The organism is Micromonospora sp. NPDC003944 (assembly GCF_053605225.1).
In genome coordinates, this window is the sequence record NZ_JBSGIV010000007.1 from 22,784 (window position 1) to 38,993 (window position 16,210).

Here is a 16,210-nt window from a genome sequence, read left to right on the forward strand (position 1 = left end):
GCTCCGTTCACTTCGCCGATCTTGCAGTTTCTGTCCCGACCTATTGCACGAAGCTAGACACTCCGTCATCCCAAACTGCAAGGTCGCGGAACGTCGCGCGGCGAACGAGCCGGGACCCCCCGTGGGTCCCGGCCCGCACGTCGGTCACCGGTCAGGCCTGCTTGCGTTCCGTCTCGGCTCGGCTTCGTTCGCCGGCCTGGTCGCCGTTTTCGGCGAACCGGCCCGCGATGATCCGGTCCCGGTAGGTCCCCTCGGTCACCTTGTCGAACTTCTTGCGGACGGTCTCGGCCAGGCTCTCCAACCGGTCCTCCGTCTGCTGGGCCACCTTCTTCGTCGGCTCCGCCATCGCTCCCCCTCGCCATGCCGGTAGGTCCGGATTAAGCCGATTGGACCCTTATCGACAGGCTAACGGAAACGGCCCGGACCGCGCCGGGAAATCCAGCGCAGTCCGGGCCGACAAGACAGGTTCGAGTGAGCGGCGGGTCAGCGATCGGGCGTACGGCGGGGACGCCACACCACCAGAGCTGTGGACGTGCGGTTGGTCGGCACCAGATCCCGACCCGGGAAGCGGGCCAGCGACTCCAACTCGGCCACCCGGCGGTACGCGGCGTCCAACTCCGCCTCCAACCGGGCCACCCGCTGCTGCGCCTGCTCCAGCAGCCGCTCCAGCCCGATGATCCGCTTGACGCCGGCCAGGTTGATCCCGTCGTCCTGGCTGAGCCGCTGCACCTCGCGCAGCAGCACCACGTCCCGGACGCTGTAGCGACGTCCGCCGCCAGCAGCCCGACCGGGCTGCACAAGCCCCAGGCGGTCGTACTGGCGCAGGGTCTGTGGGTGCATCCCCGCCATCCGCGCCGCAACCGAGATCATCAGCACCTTGGCCTCGTAGGCAGGGTCGCCCGAACCGAGGAACTCGCCCGACATCCCGCTCACCTCCGCGTCCATTCCACCGGACTAACTGACTCGACGCACCCGTGCGTCGAGATGTTCCCGAGCCGCCGGCGGGGTCTGCTCGGCGAACGACTCCAGCGCCGTGCGCGCCTCGTCCGACAGACGGGCCGGCACCACCACGTCCAGCGTGACCAGCAGGTCACCGGCCTGCCCGTCGCGACGAACCACACCCTTGCCCCGGGCCCGCAGCACCCGCCCGCTCGGCGTTCCCGGCGGAACCCGCAGGGTCACCGCGCCGTCGAGCGTGGGCACCCGCAGGTCCGTGCCGAGCACGGCCTCCGCGAAGGTGACCGGCACGGTAAGCGTCAGGTCGTCTCCGGTACGCCCGAACAGCTCGTCCGGCCGGACCTTGACCTGCACGAAGAGGTCTCCGGCCGGGCCGCCACGCTCGCCCGGCTCACCACGCCCGGCCAGCCGGATGCGCTGACCGTCCGCCACACCGGCCGGGAAGCGCACGTTCATGGTGCGGGTCTTGGTGACCCCGCCGCTGCCGTGACACTCGGGGCACTTCTCCTCGACCACGGTGCCCACGCCCTGGCAGTTGCGGCACGGCTCGGAGAAGCTGAACGACCCCTGGTTGCGGGTGGTCACCCCGGCACCGTGACAGACCTGACAGGTACGCGGTTGGGTGCCGGGCTTGGCCCCGTTGCCGTGGCAGGTGTCGCAGACTCCGGGCGCGCGCAGCGTCAGGGGCAGGGTCACCCCGCGTACCGCGTCGCCGAAGTCCAGCGCCACCTCGGTCTCCACGTCCCGACCACGGGCCGGACCGCGTGCGGCCGCCTGCCCACCGGCCTGGCCTCCGGTGAAGATCGAGCTGAACAGGTCCTGGAAGCCGGTGCCACCGAAGCGACGATCGCCGCCTGCGCCGCCGCCGAACATGTCGGAGACGTCGAACGGCACGCCACCCGGCTGACCGCCACCCCGGGCGTTACGTCGGAACGCGCCCGAGCCGAAGAGCGAACGCATCTCGTCGTACTCGCGACGACGGCTGCTGTCCGAGAGCACGTGGTGTGCCTCGGACGCGGCCTTGAACCGCTCCTCGGCCTTCGGGTCGCCCGGGTTGTGGTCCGGGTGCGACTCCCGGGCCACCTTGCGGTAGGCCTTCTTGATGTCATCCGCGGAGGCGGCCTTGTCCACGCCGAGCACGGCGTAGAAGTCCTTCTCGATCCAGTCCTTCGAACTCACCGGTCCACCTCCTTCCGACCCTGGTGGCCCGGCCGTCCCGCCCACCGCTGCTGCGCGGTGGGCGGGACGGCCCGGTCACTGTCTGGCACTATTCCGGTTCCGCGACCGCGACCAGCGCGGGGCGCAACAGCCGCTCACCGAGCTGGTAGCCGCGTCGCATGACCTGTACGCAGGTCGGCTCGCTGACGTCGGCCGAGGTCTGGTGCGCGACGGCCTCGTGCCGGGTCGGGTCGAACGGGTCGCCCTGCTCGCCGAAGGCGTTCAGGCCGAACTTGCCCAGCGCGGTGGTGAGCTGTTCCGCCACCGTGCCGAACGGCCCGACCAGGTCGCCGTGTTCCCGGGCCCGGTCCAGGTCGTCGAGGATCGGCAGCAGCGCGGCAAGCACCGAGCCCGTCGCCTGCTCCTGCACGAGGCTGCGGTCACGGTCGACCCGCTTGCGGTAGTTGGCGTACTCGGCCGACACCCGCTGCAGGTCCCTGGTCCGCTCGTCCAACTCGGCCCGGAGCGCCTCCAGCTCGGCGCCGAGCGAGGTGCCCTTAGCGCCGCCGTCCACCGGCTGCGCCGGGGCGTCCACCACCGGCGGACCGGACGGCTCCGGCCCGTCGGTGGAGTTGACCTCGACCTCGATCTCGTCGACCACAACCTCTGCGTCCTCGACCAGGCCCTCGGCCGGAACGCCGGCCTCCGCGTCGGCGGCCGTCCCCTCCGGCTCGGCGGTGTCGACGAGCTTGCGGTTGTTGCGGATGACGACCCGCTCCCCGTCGCCGGTGGTCGGCTCCGTGGGCGCGGAGCCACCCGGCGTCGACCCGGTGTCGTCCGGGTCGGCGGCTCGTGGCTTCTGCGTCATGCGGCTACCTCATCCCCTTCGCGGTGGACACGTGCCGGAGACCGACGGTCACTTCTTGCCGTCCTCGTCCACGATTTCCGCGTCGACCACGTCGTCGGCGCCGCCGGCCTGGGCGCCGGTCGCACCGGTCGCGCCAGCCGCACCGGGGCCGGGCTCGCCACCCGGCTGCTGACCCTGCTCGGCCTGCTGCGAGTAGAGCAGCGAGCCGGCCTGCTGGGAGACCTGCGCCAGCTTCTCGTGCGCGGACTTGATCTTCTCGATGTCCTGCCCGCCGAGGGCGCCGCGCAGCTCGCCGAGCGCCTCGTTGAGCTGCTCGCGGTTCTCACTTGGCAGCTTGTCGCCGCTCTCGGCGAGGAACTTCTCGGTCTGCCACTGGAGCGCCTCGGCCACGTTGCGGGTCTCGGCGTCGTCGCGGCGGCGCTTGTCCTCCTCCGCGTGCTCCTCGGCGTCCCGGCGCATCCGCTCGATGTCGTCCTTCGGCAGCGAGGAGCCGCCGGTGATCGTCATCTTCTGTTCCTTGCCGGTGCCCAGGTCCTTCGCGTGCACGTTGACGATGCCGTTGGCGTCGATGTCGAAGGCGACCTCGATCTGCGGCACGCCACGCGGCGCCGGCGGGAGGCCGGTCAGCTCGAAGGTGCCGAGCTTCTTGTTGTAGGCCGCGATCTCCCGCTCGCCCTGGAACACCTGGATCAGCACCGACGGCTGGTTGTCGTCGGCAGTGGTGAAGACCTCGGAGCGCTTGGTCGGGATGGTGGTGTTGCGCTCGATCAGCTTGGTGAAGATGCCGCCCTTGGTCTCGATGCCCAGGCTCAGCGGGGTCACGTCGAGCAGGAGGACGTCCTTGACCTCACCCTTGAGCACACCGGCCTGGAGCGCGGCACCGACGGCGACCACCTCGTCCGGGTTGACGCCCTTGTTGGGGTCGCGACCGGTGAGCTGCTTGACCAGATCGGTCACGGCGGGCATCCGGGTCGAACCGCCGACCAGGATGACGTGCTCGACGTCGGAGATCTTGATCCCCGCGTCCTTCACGGCCTGCTCGAACGGGCCCTTGCAACGGTCCAGCAGGTCCTGCGTCATCCGCTGGAACTCGGCGCGGCTCAGCGTCACGTCGAGGTGCAGCGGGCCGGCGGCGCCGGCCGTGATGTACGGCAGGTTGATGTTGGTGGTGGTGGCGGCGGACAGCTCGATCTTGGCCTTCTCGGCTGCCTCACGGAGCCGCTGGAGGGCCATCTTGTCCTGGGACAGGTCGATGCCGTGCTCACCACGGAACGTCTTGACCAGATGGTCGATGATCCGCTGGTCCCAGTCGTCGCCACCGAGCTGGTTGTCACCGCTCGTCGACTTGACCTCGACCACGCCCTCAGCCAGCTCGAGCAGCGACACGTCGAAGGTGCCGCCGCCGAGGTCGAAGACCAGGACGGTCTGCTCCTTGGAACCCTTGTCCAGCCCGTACGCCAGGGCGGCCGCGGTCGGCTCGTTGACGATCCGCAGCACGTTGAAGCCGGCGATCTCACCGGCCTCCTTGGTGGCCTGGCGCTGGCTGTCGTTGAAGTAGGCCGGGACGGTGATCACCGCGTCGGTGATCTGCTCGCCCAGGTACGCCTCGGCGTCCCGCTTGAGCTTCATCAGCGTCCGGGCCGAGATCTCCTGCGGGGTGTACTTCTTGCCGTCGATGTCGACGGACCAGTTCGTGCCGACCTCGCGCTTGACCGACCGGATCGTCCGGTCCGGGTTGGTCACCGCTTGGCGCTTGGCGACCTCACCGACGAGCACCTCGCCGTTGCGGGCGAACGCGACGATCGACGGAGTCGTCCGCGACCCCTCAGCGTTGGCGATGACGGTGGGCTCACCGCCCTCGAGAACGCTGACGCAGGAGTTCGTCGTGCCGAGGTCGATACCGACCGCACGTGCCATCTTCGCTTCCTCGCTTCGTAAGGTTGTGCAGGTGACGGGCGTCGCCCGTGGGCTGCCGGCGAGCACCGCCCGGAGCGGGCCCCACCACAAGTTGAGTGAACTTGACTCAATAGTGCCACGCGTCTGCCAATCGTCAAGTCGACTTGAGCCAACCCGACGCAACCTCACTTGCAATTACCGTCCGGTTGTCTTCCCTTGCATCGGTCGGGCACGCTTTAGCGGTGACGACGCACGGCGATCCCGCCACCCGTTCCGGCGCGCCCGCCGTCGCAGCCCGCACCGACCCGCCGGACGCCCCGGAGGAGCCGCCCGCCACCACCGGGGACGACAGCCTCCCCGGTGCGCTGACGGGCCTCCGGGAGGCGATCGGCGCGACCCGGTATCCCCTCGCGCTGCCCTCGGCCAGCTCCGCCCGGCACACCGCGAACGCCCTCACCGACCAGCTCGACGACTACCTGCTGCCCCGGCTCGACCGGCTGGACGCCCCGCTGCTCGTGGTGGTCGGCGGCTCCACCGGCGCGGGCAAGTCGACCCTGGTCAACAGCCTGGTCAAGGCCCGGGTCAGCGCCGCCGGCGTGCTCCGGCCGACCACCCGTTCCCCGGTGCTGGTCTGCAACCCGTCCGACGCCGCCTGGTTCCGGCAGGGTGACCTCCTGCCCGGGCTGACCCGCACCACCGAGCCGAGCGAAGATCCGCGCGCCCTGCACCTCGTCACCGCCCCGGCGCTGCCCGCCGGGCTGGCCTTCCTCGACGCGCCGGACATCGACTCGGTCGTCGACGCCAACCGGGCGCTCGCCACCCAACTGCTGGCCGCCGCCGACCTGTGGCTCTTCGTCACCACCGCCGCCCGGTACGCCGACGCGGTTCCCTGGGAACTGCTGCACAGTGCCCGGAGCCGCGGCGCGGTGATCGCCATGGTGCTGGACCGGGTGCCCGCCGAGGCCACCGACGAGATCGCCGCGCACCTGACCGAGATGCTCGTTGAGCAGGGCCTCGGCCGGGCGCCGCTGTTCGTGCTGCCCGAGACCTGGGTCGATGGGCAGGGGCTGCTGCCCGAGGCGGCCACCGCCCCGCTGACCGACTGGTTCGCCCGGCTGGCCGCCGACGCGGACGCGCGGGCGGCGGTGGTCCGCCAGACCCTGGACGGGGCGCTTGCCGCGCTCCACCCCACGGTGGAGGAGCTTGCCGACGCCGCCGACGAGCAGCTCGCCGCCGCCGACGGGCTGGACGAACGGGTCCGGGCCGCGTACGCGGGTGCCGAGCGCACCGTCGAGCAGGGGCTGCAGGACGGTCGGCTGCTCCGCGGTGAGGTGCTCGCCCGCTGGCAGGAGTTCGTCGGCACCGGCGAGCTGTTCCGTACGCTCGAGGCACGGATCGGCCGCCTACGGGACCGGGTCGTGGCCGCCGTCACCGGTCGGCCGGCACCCGCCGTCGAGCTGCGCAACGCGATCGAGTCCCAGCTGGTGACGCTGCTGCGCGGGGTGGCCTCGGAGGCCGCCGAGTCCGCGTACACCGGGTGGAAGGCTCACCCGGCCGGCTCGGAGCTGCTCGATCCGGCGCTCGCCCACCCGAGCGACGACCTGCCCGAACGTGCCGAACGCATGGTCCGGGACTGGCAGCGCGGCGTGCTGGAGCTGGTCCGGGTCGAAGGCGGGGACAAGCGGTTCGTGGCCCGCACCGCCGCGTACGCGGTGAACGCCACCGGGCTGGCCGTGATGATCGCCGTCTTCGCCTCCACCGCGTTCATCCCGACCGGGCTGGAGGTGGCCACCGGGGCCGGCACCACAGTCGCCGCGCAGGCCGTCCTCCAGGCGATCTTCGGCGACCAGGCGGTGCGTACCCTCGCCGCCAAGGCCCGCACCGACCTGCTGGCCCGGGTGCGGACGCTGCTCGACGCGGAGGCCGACCGCTTCCTCAGCCGCACCGCCGACGCCCGACCCGCCACGGACGCCGGCGACGGGCTGCGCCGGGCCGCCGTCCGGGTCGAGCTGGCCCGGCATCGCAGCGGGCTCTCCGCCGGCGACGAGGAGGCTCCGCGGTGAACAACATCGCCGGCCGGGTACGCGAGGTGTTCCGCGGGGACCAGCGGGTCGATCCCGACGCGCTGATCGCCCGGCTGGAGGCGGTACGCCGGTTCCTGACCGCCGTGGACGGGCTGCTGCCGGACTCCGACCTGGTGCCCGCGCACACGGTGGTCGAGCGGGCCGGCACCCGGCTCACGCTGTCCCGGGACCACACGGTGGTCGCCCTGGCCGGTGCCACGGGCAGCGGCAAGTCCAGCCTCTTCAACGCGTTGGCCCAACTGGAACTCTCGCCGGTCGGGGTCCGCCGGCCGACCACCGGCGTCACCCACGCCTGCGTGTGGGGGCCGTTGGAGGGCGCCAACCACCTGCTCGACTGGGTCGGTGTGCTGCCCCGACACCGCTTCGTCCGGGAGAGCGCCCTGGACGCGGACGACGAGACGGCCCTGCACGGGCTGATCCTGCTCGACCTGCCCGACTTCGACTCGGTGCAGCGGTCCCACCGGCTCGAGGTGGACCGGCTTCTCGGCCTGGTCGACCAGGTGGTCTGGGTGGTCGACCCGCAGAAGTACGCCGACCGGGTCGTCCACGACAGCTACCTGCGCGAGTTCCACCGGCACCGCGACGTCACGGTGGTCGTGCTCAACCAGGCCGACCGGCTGCCCCCGCCCGAGGTGCCCCGGGTCCTGGACGACCTGCGCCGGCTGCTCGACACGGACGGGCTGACCGGTGTCCCCCTGCTGGCCACCACCGCCATCGACCCGGCCGGGATGGTCGGGCTGCGCAACGCCCTGGAGCGTACGGTCGCCGAGCGGCAGGCCGCGCTGCGCCGGCTCGCGGGTGACGTCGACACGGTTGTCGCCGGCCTCGACGAGCTGGTCGGGTCGGCCCGGACCGCCGCAGGGCCGGACGACGCGGCGATCGCGGGGTTGAACCGGGCGCTTGCCGGCGCTGCCGGCGTACCTGCGGTGAGCGAGGCCGTGGAACGGGCGTACCGGCACCGGGCCGGCGCGGCGACCGGCTGGCCGGTGGTCCGGGGCTGGCGGCGGTTGCGGCCCGACCCGCTGCGTCGGCTGCACCTGCCCGGCCCCACCGACGCGGCCGCCGAACCGACGGAGAGCCTGGTCGCGGCCACCTCGGTACCGGACCCGACGGCCGCCCAACGCTCGGCGCTCGGCCTGGCCATCCGCGCGGTGGCCGACCGGGCCGCCGCCGAGCTGCCCGCTGCCTGGCCCGGCGCGGTGACCACCGCCGCCCGGTCCCGCCTCGGCGACCTACCGGACGCCCTCGACCGTGCGATCGCCGGCACCGACCTCGGCCTCGACCGTCGACCGCTGTGGTGGCGGATAGTCGGTGGCGTGCAGTGGCTGGTCACCGTCGCCGCCGTGGTCGGGCTGGGCTGGCTGGCGCTCGGCTACGCGGTGCGCGCGCTCGGCCTGCCCGCGCTGGACAACCCGATGGTCGGTCAGGTGCCGCTGCCCACCCTGCTGCTGCTCGGCGGGCTGCTGGCGGGGCTGCTGGTGGCGGCGTCGACCCGGCCGGTGGTGCGTTGGGCGGCCCGCCGGGCACGGGCCCGCGCCCGTCAGCGGCTGACGGTCCGGGTCGCCGAGGTGGGCGAGGAGTACGTGCTGGCGCCGGTACGGATCGTGCTCGGCTCGTACGCGCAGGCACGCGACGCACTGCGGGACGCCGCACGCCGTTGACGCTCCGCACGGCCCGCTAGCGCTCTCCGTACGCCCACACGGGCGTAGGGTCGGAGCATGGCCACGCCTCAGACCCCCTACGACGCGGTGCTGCACGCCGCACGCGACGTGACCAAGCTGGAGTCCGCCCTCGACGCCGAGATGCTCGGCAGCGCCCTGCTGGGCAGTGTCTACGCGATCGCGGAGACCGACCGCGACGCAGCCGTACGGGAGTTCGTCACCGGCTTCCTCGCCGCCACCGCCCGCCGCAGGGTCGCGGCGGCGACCACCATCAGGCAGGTCTTCGCCACGCTCGTCCCGACCGCCGAGGGCACCGAGCGGGTGCGTCCGGGCAGCCAGGCGCCCACCTGGACGACCCAGCTCGGCCGGGTGCACCTCACCGGCAGCTGGGCGTACGGCGACGTGTACGGCGACCAGACCTCCTACCTCGCGACCTTCGCCTACGACGACGAGTTGGGCGGCTCGGAGCACGCGCTTGTGGCCCTGGTGGACCACAACATCGGGATCACCAAGGACATCTTCGTCGGCGGGCCGGCCGAACGGATCCTGGACCAGGTCCGGCAGATGTGCGCCGACGACGAGTTGACCTGGTTCCGTACCGAGGATCCGGCCCGGCTCCGTGGCGAGGTGGCCCGCCACCTGGCGATCACCGACGACATGGGCGAGTTGCCCGGGGAGGGGTCGCTCGCCACCGACCGGGCACTTGTCGGGGCCCGGCTGGCGATGCTGCCCACCGCGGCCGAGCCGACCGGTCCGACGGAGGTCGAGCCACTCTCCGCGGCTGAGCGCACCGATCTGGTCCGCCGGTTCCTCGCCGCCCCGGAGGCCGTCCGCTTCGGGCTGGACTCCGTCGACGGTCCCGAACTGGCCTCCCTGCACTTCTGCCTGAGCCTGCTTCTGGACCACTCGGCGAGCTTCCCGGACGCCGACCCGATGCGCTGGAGCCCGGCGGTCTCCGGGCTCTTCCTGCTCGACTGGGTGCACCGCCGGGCCGTGCTGGACATGGACGACGCGGCGATGCTGCCCCGGGTGCTGCGGGCCTGGGCGCGGTACTCGTCACGCCAGCGCGGGCTGTCGGAGGCGGCGACGGCGCGTACCGACGAGGCGATCGAGGAGATGGTGCCGGAGTTCGCCCGCCTCTACTCGACAGGTGAGCGACGCAGCCCGGCCACCGCCGCGGTGGCGCAGCTGATGGCCGACGGGGTGGACCCGGACGACCCGGCCGCACTTGACGCCTGGATCGAGGCGAACCGGCACCGCCTGGCCGACGACGGCGCCTGACGGCGTCCAGGGGTGGGCGGTTCCGCGCCGCCCACCCCTCGGACCGGCCGGCGTCGCCCCGCCCTCGAAGCGGCCCAGCGCCGCCCGCCCGGGGCTGCTAGCGCAGCGGGCCGAAGACCGCGGCGGCGATCAGGGCGCCGACCGCGCCCCCGGCCAGCACCTGCGCCACCGTGTGGTCCTTCAGCCGTACCCGGGACCAGCCGACCACCGCCAGCAGCGGTGCGGCGACGACAAGCCGTGTCCCGAAGGTCACCATCAGGATGACGAGCGTGCCGGCCGCCACCGCCGAGTGGATCGACATCTTCCACCAGTGGCTCACCGACACGGCGACGACGAGGCCGACCAGCCCGGCCACCGCCAACGCCAGCAGCGGGCGGGGGGCGCCGAACACGGCGAGCAGGGCCAGCCCGGCAGTCACCGAGCCGAGGCCGACCAGCAACGGCGCACGGCGCTGCTCCCGGCGGCCGACGTGGTGGTCGGTGAGCCGGCCACGGCGTACCCCGCCGACGATGTAGGCGAACGGTATGCCGGTGACGAAGATGGTGGCGAGCAGCCCCCAGACGAGGCCCTGACCGGGGCGGCTGGCGCTGTGCCAGCTCACCGTGAGGATCAGCAGCGACACGAGCACCGCCGGTGCGGTCGCCTCGGTGACCAGCCGGGCGATCCGCAACCCCTTGCCAGGCCGGGTGGTGACCGGGCGGGGTTCCGCACCGCCGCCCACGCCACCCCCTCCGGTACGCGCCTACCGCCGAACTCCACCGACGCCGGACGGGCCGCGCCTGATCGTCACCGTACCGCCGGTGACACCGCCGGGTGCGTCGGTCCGGCCAGCGGCGCCGGGCTCACGCTCGGCGTCGGGGCGACAGCCGACGGGGACGGCTCCGCCGGGCTGGGCCGGCGGGTCGGTGTGGCGGGCGGCGTGGGTGTGGGGGCCGGCACGGATGGAGTGCTGGTCGGCACGGCGGTCGCGGTCGCGTCGTCGGTCGGCGTGGCTGTCGGAACCAGCGTGGGCGTCGGGTCCACCGTCAGGGTCGGCGTCGGGTCGGGGTCGGCCGGGTCGCTCGGATCCGGGTCCGCCGGGTCGGTGGGATCGGGATCGGCCGGGTCGGTGGGATCCGGGTCGGCCGAGCCGGTGGGGTCCGGGTCCGGCGGGTCGGTGGGATCGGTGGGGTCTGTGGGGTCCGGGTCCGGCGGGTCGGTCGGATCGCTCGGGTCCGGGTCTGGTGAGTTGGTCGGGTCGGGGTCGCGCGGTGGCGTCGGGGCGACAGGCGGGGGTACGGGTGGCGTGGTGCCGCGTGTGGGTATCGGCGCCGGCGGAGGAGCGGTCGTCCGCAGGGCCGGGCCGGGCTCGGCAGCGGCTGGACCCTGCACGTGACGGCGCGGAGCGGCGGGCAGCCAGCCGCTTGTCGGGCCGACGTCGGGAGTGCCGAGCGGGAGAAGCGGCGGTTGGCTGGTCATCGGCAGCGGGATCACCACCGGACCGACGGACGGGGTCGGGATGAACGGCGTGCTGCTGTCCGGAAGGGCGGTGCTGCCCGGGGTGGCCGAGCCCGCGCTGATCGCAGCGAGAATGGGCATCGACGCGGTGCCGGCCAGCAGCGCGACGGTGAGCAGGTAACCGCGGGAGGGGCCACCGGCACCGGGAGCCCGGTGGACGCCGACCACCCGGCGATAGCCGCTTACCGACCGGTGCCGGCCGAGCGCTGGTGTGCCGGGACCGTCGCCTGGCTCGTACACCGCACACCCCTTGTCGTCGACCGTCGGAGGACATGGATGGACGCCGGTGGGGCAAAAAACCCGACAAATAACCCGATAGGCGCGATCCTGTGGGAATTAGCCTGGCGTAGTCACCCTGCGTCAGCCAACCTCCACCGCGTGTCGACACGCAGTGCCGACCGAACGGTGACGAATCCTGCCGCAACGCATGGGAAACGCGAGCCGGCACGATGGCGACAAACAGCGTCGAAGTAGGGGCGGCCGGAATGCGGGGGCGGGCGTACTGTGGGCGCGCTCACCTGCTCTGCGAATATGGAGCACGACGGCAACGCAGCCGTGACCTCCGCGCACCCTCGCGGCAGGCGCGGTTGAGCGCCGGCGCTCCCGATCCGGGTTCGGCCAGAACCCGGTTCACGCCGTGCGGCAACCCCCACCGGGGCTAGGCGCGGCCGCCAGGAACCGGTCCGGCAGCAGCCGGGCAGGCGCACGAGTTGCGTGGCCGGGTGACCCCCCGGTGCCGACGCAGACACGACAGGGAGAGACCGATGGCAAAGGGCGACCCCGGGGGCACCACCCGCAGCAGGCGGGCTGCACCCCGCTCCAAGAAGGGCGCGACCGGCGACCCCGCGCTGGTGCAGCTGCTCACCCCCGAAGGCGAGCGGATCGACAGCGCCACCGGGCCGGACGGCACCGAGTACCGCGTCGACTTCACCGACGAGGAGTACCGCGGTCTCTACCGCGACCTGGTGCTGGTCCGGAAGCTGGACGCCGAGGCGACAGCTCTCCAGCGTCAGGGCGAGCTGGGCCTCTGGGCCAGCCTGCTCGGCCAGGAGGCCGCCCAGGTCGGCTCCGGGCGGGCGCTGCGCGCCCAGGACATGGCCTTCCCGACCTACCGGGAGCACGGCGTCCTCTACTGCCGGGGCATCGACCCGATCATGCCGCTCGGCCTGTTCCGCGGTGTCGACCAGGGCGGCTGGGACCCGAACGAGTTCAAGTTCAACATGTACACGATCGTCATCGGCGCGCAGACCCTGCACGCGACCGGCTACGCGATGGGCATCACCATCGACGGCAAGACCGGCACCGACGACGGCGAGGCGGCGATCGCCTACTTCGGCGACGGCGCCACCAGCCAGGGCGACGTGAACGAGGCGTTCGTCTGGGCCAGCGTGTTCAACGCGCCGCTGGTCTTCTTCTGCCAGAACAACCAGTACGCGATCTCCGAGCCGCTGGAGCGGCAGACCCGCGTCCCGCTCTACCAGCGGGCCGCCGGCTTCGGCTTCCCCGGCGTACGGGTGGACGGCAACGACGTGCTCGCCACGTACGCGGTCACCCGCACCGCGCTCGACAACGCCCGCCTCGGGCAGGGCCCGAGCCTGATCGAGGCGTACACCTACCGGATGGGCGCACACACCACCTCCGACGACCCGACCCGCTACCGCATCGCCAGCGAGGTCGAGGCGTGGCAGGCGAAGGACCCGATCGCCCGGGTCAAGACCTTCCTGGAGAAGCAGCAGATCGCCGACGCCGACTTCTTCGCCGAGGTCGACGAGCAGGCCCGCCGCGAGTCGGTGCACCTGCGTGAGCGGGTGCTCGAGATGCCGAACCCGGAGCCGGTGACGATGTTCGACCACGTCTACCCCAACGGGTCTCCGCTGCTCGACGAGCAGCGCGCGACGTTCAGCCGCTACATGGAGTCGTTCGAAGGGAGCGCCCACTGATGGCCACGGAGACGCTCACCCTCGGCAAGGCCCTCAACACCGGTCTGCGTCGCGCCCTGGAGAACGACCCCAAGGTCGTCATCATGGGCGAGGACGTCGGCAAGCTCGGCGGCGTCTTCCGGATCACCGACGGTCTGCAGAAGGACTTCGGCGACCAGCGGGTGATCGACACCCCGTTGGCCGAGTCCGGCATCATCGGCACCGCGGTCGGTCTGGCCATCCGCGGCTACCGGCCGATCTGCGAGATCCAGTTCGACGGCTTCGTCTACCCCGCGTACGACCAGATCGTGTCGCAGGTGGCGAAGATGCACTACCGCTCCGGCGGCAGACTCAGCATCCCGATGGTGATCCGGATCCCGTTCGGCGGCGGCATCGGCGCGGTCGAGCACCACTCCGAGTCACCGGAGGCGTACTTCGCGCACACCGCCGGCCTGAAGGTGGTGACCTGCTCCAACCCACAGGACGCGTACGTGATGATCCAGCAGGCCATCGCCTCGGACGACCCGATCGTCTTCCTGGAGCCCAAGCGGCGCTACTGGGAGAAGGGTCAGGTCGACCTGGACGCGCCGCTGTCCGACGCGTACCCCCTGCACTCGGCCCGGGTGGTGCGGCCCGGCACGGACGTCACCGTGCTGGCCTACGGCCCGATGGTGCGGACCTGCCTGGAGGCCGCGACCGCCGCCGCCGAGGACGGCCGGGAGTTGGAGGTCATCGACCTGCGTTCGCTCTCGCCGCTGGACCTGTTCGCGGCGTACGAGTCGGTCAAGCGCACCGGCCGGGTGGTCGTGGTGCACGAGGCGCCGTCGAACATCGGCCTCGGCGCCGAGTTGGCCGCCCGGATCACCGAGGAGTGCTTCTACTCCCTGGAGTCGCCCGTGCTGCGGGTGACCGGCTTCGACACCCCCTACCCGGCCGCCCGGGTGGAGGAGGAGTACCTGCCCGACCTCGATCGGGTGCTCGACGCCGTCGACCGCACCTTCGGCTGGTGAGCGCCATGTCCCGGATCAAGACGTTCAACCTGCCCGACCTGGGCGAGGGGCTGACCGAGGGCGAGATCCTGGCCTGGCTGGTCAAGGTCGGCGACACCATCGAGTTGAACCAGCCGATCGTCGAGGTGGAGACGGCGAAGGCGGCCGTGGAGATCCCGGCGAAGTGGGCCGGGCAGGTGCAGGCGATCCACCACCCGGAGGGCAGCACGGTCGAGGTCGGTTCGCCGATCATCGCGATCGACACCGACCCGGGGGCCGGCCCGTTGGACCCGCCGTCGACCACTGCCACGGCAAGCGATGACCTGCCCACCCCGTCGGCGGCCTCGCTGGCGGCGGTGGAGGTGGCACCGGCCGAGGGCATGGTCGAGCCGGGTCTGATCGGTGGCGTGGCCCCGGGCGGGCGTACCGCGGTGCTCGTCGGCTACGGCCCGCGGACGACCGCAGCGAAGCGCCGCCCCCGCAAGGGCGCCGTTCCCGCGCAGCCCGTGGCGGCTCCGGCCACTCCCGCTGGGGTCGATCATGGAGTTGTGCTGGGTGACAAACCAGCCGTGACCTCCACGATTCCGGCACCACAAGTCCATGATCGACGGGGTGGGGCGGCGGCCGGCGGCGGGGCGGTTCTGGCCAAGCCTCCGGTGCGCAAGCTCGCCAAGGATCTCGGGGTGGACCTCGGCACGTTGACCGGGTCGGGGCCGCTGGGCTCGATCACCCGGGAGGACGTGCAGCAGGCCGCCAGCGGTGCGACAGCGGTGGCGGCCGAGCCGATCGCGACGACGACCGCACCCAGCTTCGGCACGGACCGGGAGCAGCGCATCCCGGTCAAGGGCGTCCGCAAGCTCACCGCCGAGAACATGTCCCGCTCGGCGTTCACCGCCCCGCACGTGACGGAGTTCCTGACCGTCGACATGACCCGGGCGATGAAGGCCCTGGACCGGCTGCGCGGTCGGCGGGAGTGGCGTGACGTACGGGTCTCGCCGCTGCTGCTGGTGGCGAAGGCGGTGCTGCTGGCGGTGCAGCGGCACCCGATGGTCAACTCGACCTGGGCGGGCGACGAGATCGTGGTCAAGGAGTACGTCAACCTCGGCATCGCGGCAGCCACCGAGCGTGGTCTGATCGTGCCGAACGTCAAGGACGCCGGCCGGCTCTCGCTGCGCGAGTTGGCGGACGCGCTTACCGACCTGGTGCAGACGGCGAAGTCCGGCCGCACCTCGCCGGCGGCCATGTCCGGGGGCACCCTGACCATCACCAACGTCGGGGTGTTCGGGGTCGACACAGGTACGCCGATCCTGCCGCCGGGCGAGTCCGCGATCCTGGCCTTCGGCGCGGTGCGGGAGATGCCCTGGGTGCACAAGGGCAAGGTGAAGGTTCGCCAGGTCACCACGCTGGGGTTGAGCTTCGACCACCGGATCATCGACGGTGAGCTGGGCTCGAAGTTCCTGCGGGACATCGGCGACTTCCTCACGGATCCGGAGGCGGCGCTGCTCGCCTGGACCTGACCGTTCGAAACGCCAGCCACGGCCGGTGTGCCACGGGTTAACGCCCGGCACACCGGCCGTGTCCATTGGGAGACGGAACCGTCGGCCAGAGAGCCTGTTGACCTTTGATTGTTAGGCAGGTGTCCCAGCTCACCTAATAATCGATGGAAGTTCGCCGGCTTCTGCTGTTGAATAGACGCATCAGGGGCTGACAACCGAATAGCTAGGGGGACCCACCAATGAGCATGATCGAGCGAATCCGCAACCACCGCGACGCCACCCGCCGCGCCCGTGCCATCGAGCACGCGCTGCGCTCGGCGAACTCGCCGGCGGTTCGCGAGGAGATCCTCGTCATCGCCCAGCGTCACATGAGCTGACGCTCCACGACATTCCTCACCTCCGCA

General features: G+C 72.1%; 14 protein-coding genes. 7 read left to right on the forward strand and 7 right to left on the reverse strand.

Going from position 1 to position 16,210, the window contains the following annotated elements; genetic code table 11:
• Positions 1-151: 151 nt before the first annotated feature.
• The 5 genes from ACWER9_RS05035 to dnaK form a co-directional block, all read right to left on the reverse strand.
• Complete coding sequence (locus tag ACWER9_RS05035) at positions 152-346, reverse strand: hypothetical protein (protein ID WP_452300555.1); 195 nt, start codon at positions 344-346, stop codon at positions 152-154.
• Between the two features lie 137 nt (positions 347-483).
• On the reverse strand, positions 484-924 hold the full coding sequence (locus ACWER9_RS05040; protein WP_030332087.1) for a heat shock protein transcriptional repressor HspR: 441 nt from the start codon (positions 922-924) through the stop codon (positions 484-486).
• 30 nt (positions 925-954) lie between these two features.
• Entirely contained in the window at positions 955-2,136 is a 1,182-nt protein-coding gene (gene dnaJ / locus ACWER9_RS05045) for a molecular chaperone DnaJ (protein ID WP_452300556.1), read from the reverse strand.
• 88 nt (positions 2,137-2,224) lie between these two features.
• Positions 2,225-2,983: a nucleotide exchange factor GrpE gene (grpE, locus tag ACWER9_RS05050; protein WP_452300557.1), complete on the reverse strand. Its 759-nt coding sequence runs from the start codon at positions 2,981-2,983 to the stop codon at positions 2,225-2,227.
• A gap of 48 nt (positions 2,984-3,031) precedes the next feature.
• Complete coding sequence (gene dnaK, locus ACWER9_RS05055) at positions 3,032-4,900, reverse strand: molecular chaperone DnaK (protein ID WP_452300558.1); 1,869 nt, start codon at positions 4,898-4,900, stop codon at positions 3,032-3,034.
• Positions 4,901-5,121: 221 nt separating this feature from the next.
• Between dnaK and ACWER9_RS05060 the strand changes: the two genes are divergently transcribed.
• Genes ACWER9_RS05060 through ACWER9_RS05070 form a run of 3 tightly spaced genes read left to right on the forward strand, consistent with a single transcriptional unit; the run spans position 5,122 to position 9,905 of the window.
• Positions 5,122-6,942, forward strand: coding sequence for an ABC transporter (locus tag ACWER9_RS05060; protein WP_452300559.1), 1,821 nt, complete (start codon positions 5,122-5,124; stop codon positions 6,940-6,942).
• Positions 6,939-8,624, forward strand: a complete 1,686-nt coding sequence (locus ACWER9_RS05065) for a GTPase (RefSeq protein ID WP_452300560.1) — start codon at positions 6,939-6,941, stop codon at positions 8,622-8,624. Before ACWER9_RS05060 ends, ACWER9_RS05065 begins: the two co-directional genes overlap by 4 nt.
• 57 nt (positions 8,625-8,681) lie before the next feature.
• On the forward strand, positions 8,682-9,905 hold the full coding sequence (locus tag ACWER9_RS05070) for a hypothetical protein (RefSeq protein WP_452300561.1): 1,224 nt from the start codon (positions 8,682-8,684) through the stop codon (positions 9,903-9,905).
• A 97-nt stretch (positions 9,906-10,002) separates the two neighbouring features.
• On the opposite strand, the gene ACWER9_RS05075 is transcribed toward ACWER9_RS05070, so the two are convergent.
• Both ACWER9_RS05075 and ACWER9_RS05080 read right to left on the reverse strand, forming a co-directional pair.
• Entirely contained in the window at positions 10,003-10,626 is a 624-nt protein-coding gene (locus tag ACWER9_RS05075) for a phosphatase PAP2 family protein (RefSeq protein WP_452300562.1), read from the reverse strand.
• A gap of 65 nt (positions 10,627-10,691) precedes the next feature.
• Positions 10,692-11,642 carry a hypothetical protein gene (locus ACWER9_RS05080; protein ID WP_452300563.1) on the reverse strand — a complete coding sequence of 317 codons (951 nt, stop codon included), beginning with the start codon at positions 11,640-11,642 and terminating at the stop codon, positions 10,692-10,694.
• 524 nt (positions 11,643-12,166) lie between these two features.
• On the opposite strand from ACWER9_RS05080, the gene pdhA reads away from it, so the two are divergent.
• From pdhA to ACWER9_RS05100, 4 genes are all read left to right on the forward strand, one after another.
• The gene (gene pdhA, locus ACWER9_RS05085; protein ID WP_452300564.1) at positions 12,167-13,342 is read left to right on the forward strand and encodes a pyruvate dehydrogenase (acetyl-transferring) E1 component subunit alpha; all 1,176 of its coding nucleotides are present in this window, start codon (positions 12,167-12,169) and stop codon (positions 13,340-13,342) included.
• Entirely contained in the window at positions 13,342-14,331 is a 990-nt protein-coding gene (locus tag ACWER9_RS05090; RefSeq protein WP_452300565.1) for an alpha-ketoacid dehydrogenase subunit beta, read from the forward strand. The genes pdhA and ACWER9_RS05090 overlap by 1 nt, the downstream gene beginning before the upstream one ends.
• 5 nt (positions 14,332-14,336) lie before the next feature.
• Positions 14,337-15,827, forward strand: coding sequence for a dihydrolipoamide acetyltransferase family protein (locus ACWER9_RS05095; protein WP_452300647.1), 1,491 nt, complete (start codon positions 14,337-14,339; stop codon positions 15,825-15,827).
• A gap of 218 nt (positions 15,828-16,045) precedes the next feature.
• Positions 16,046-16,183: a hypothetical protein gene (locus tag ACWER9_RS05100; protein WP_165435866.1), complete on the forward strand. Its 138-nt coding sequence runs from the start codon at positions 16,046-16,048 to the stop codon at positions 16,181-16,183.
• The last annotated feature ends 27 nt before the right edge of the window (positions 16,184-16,210 follow it).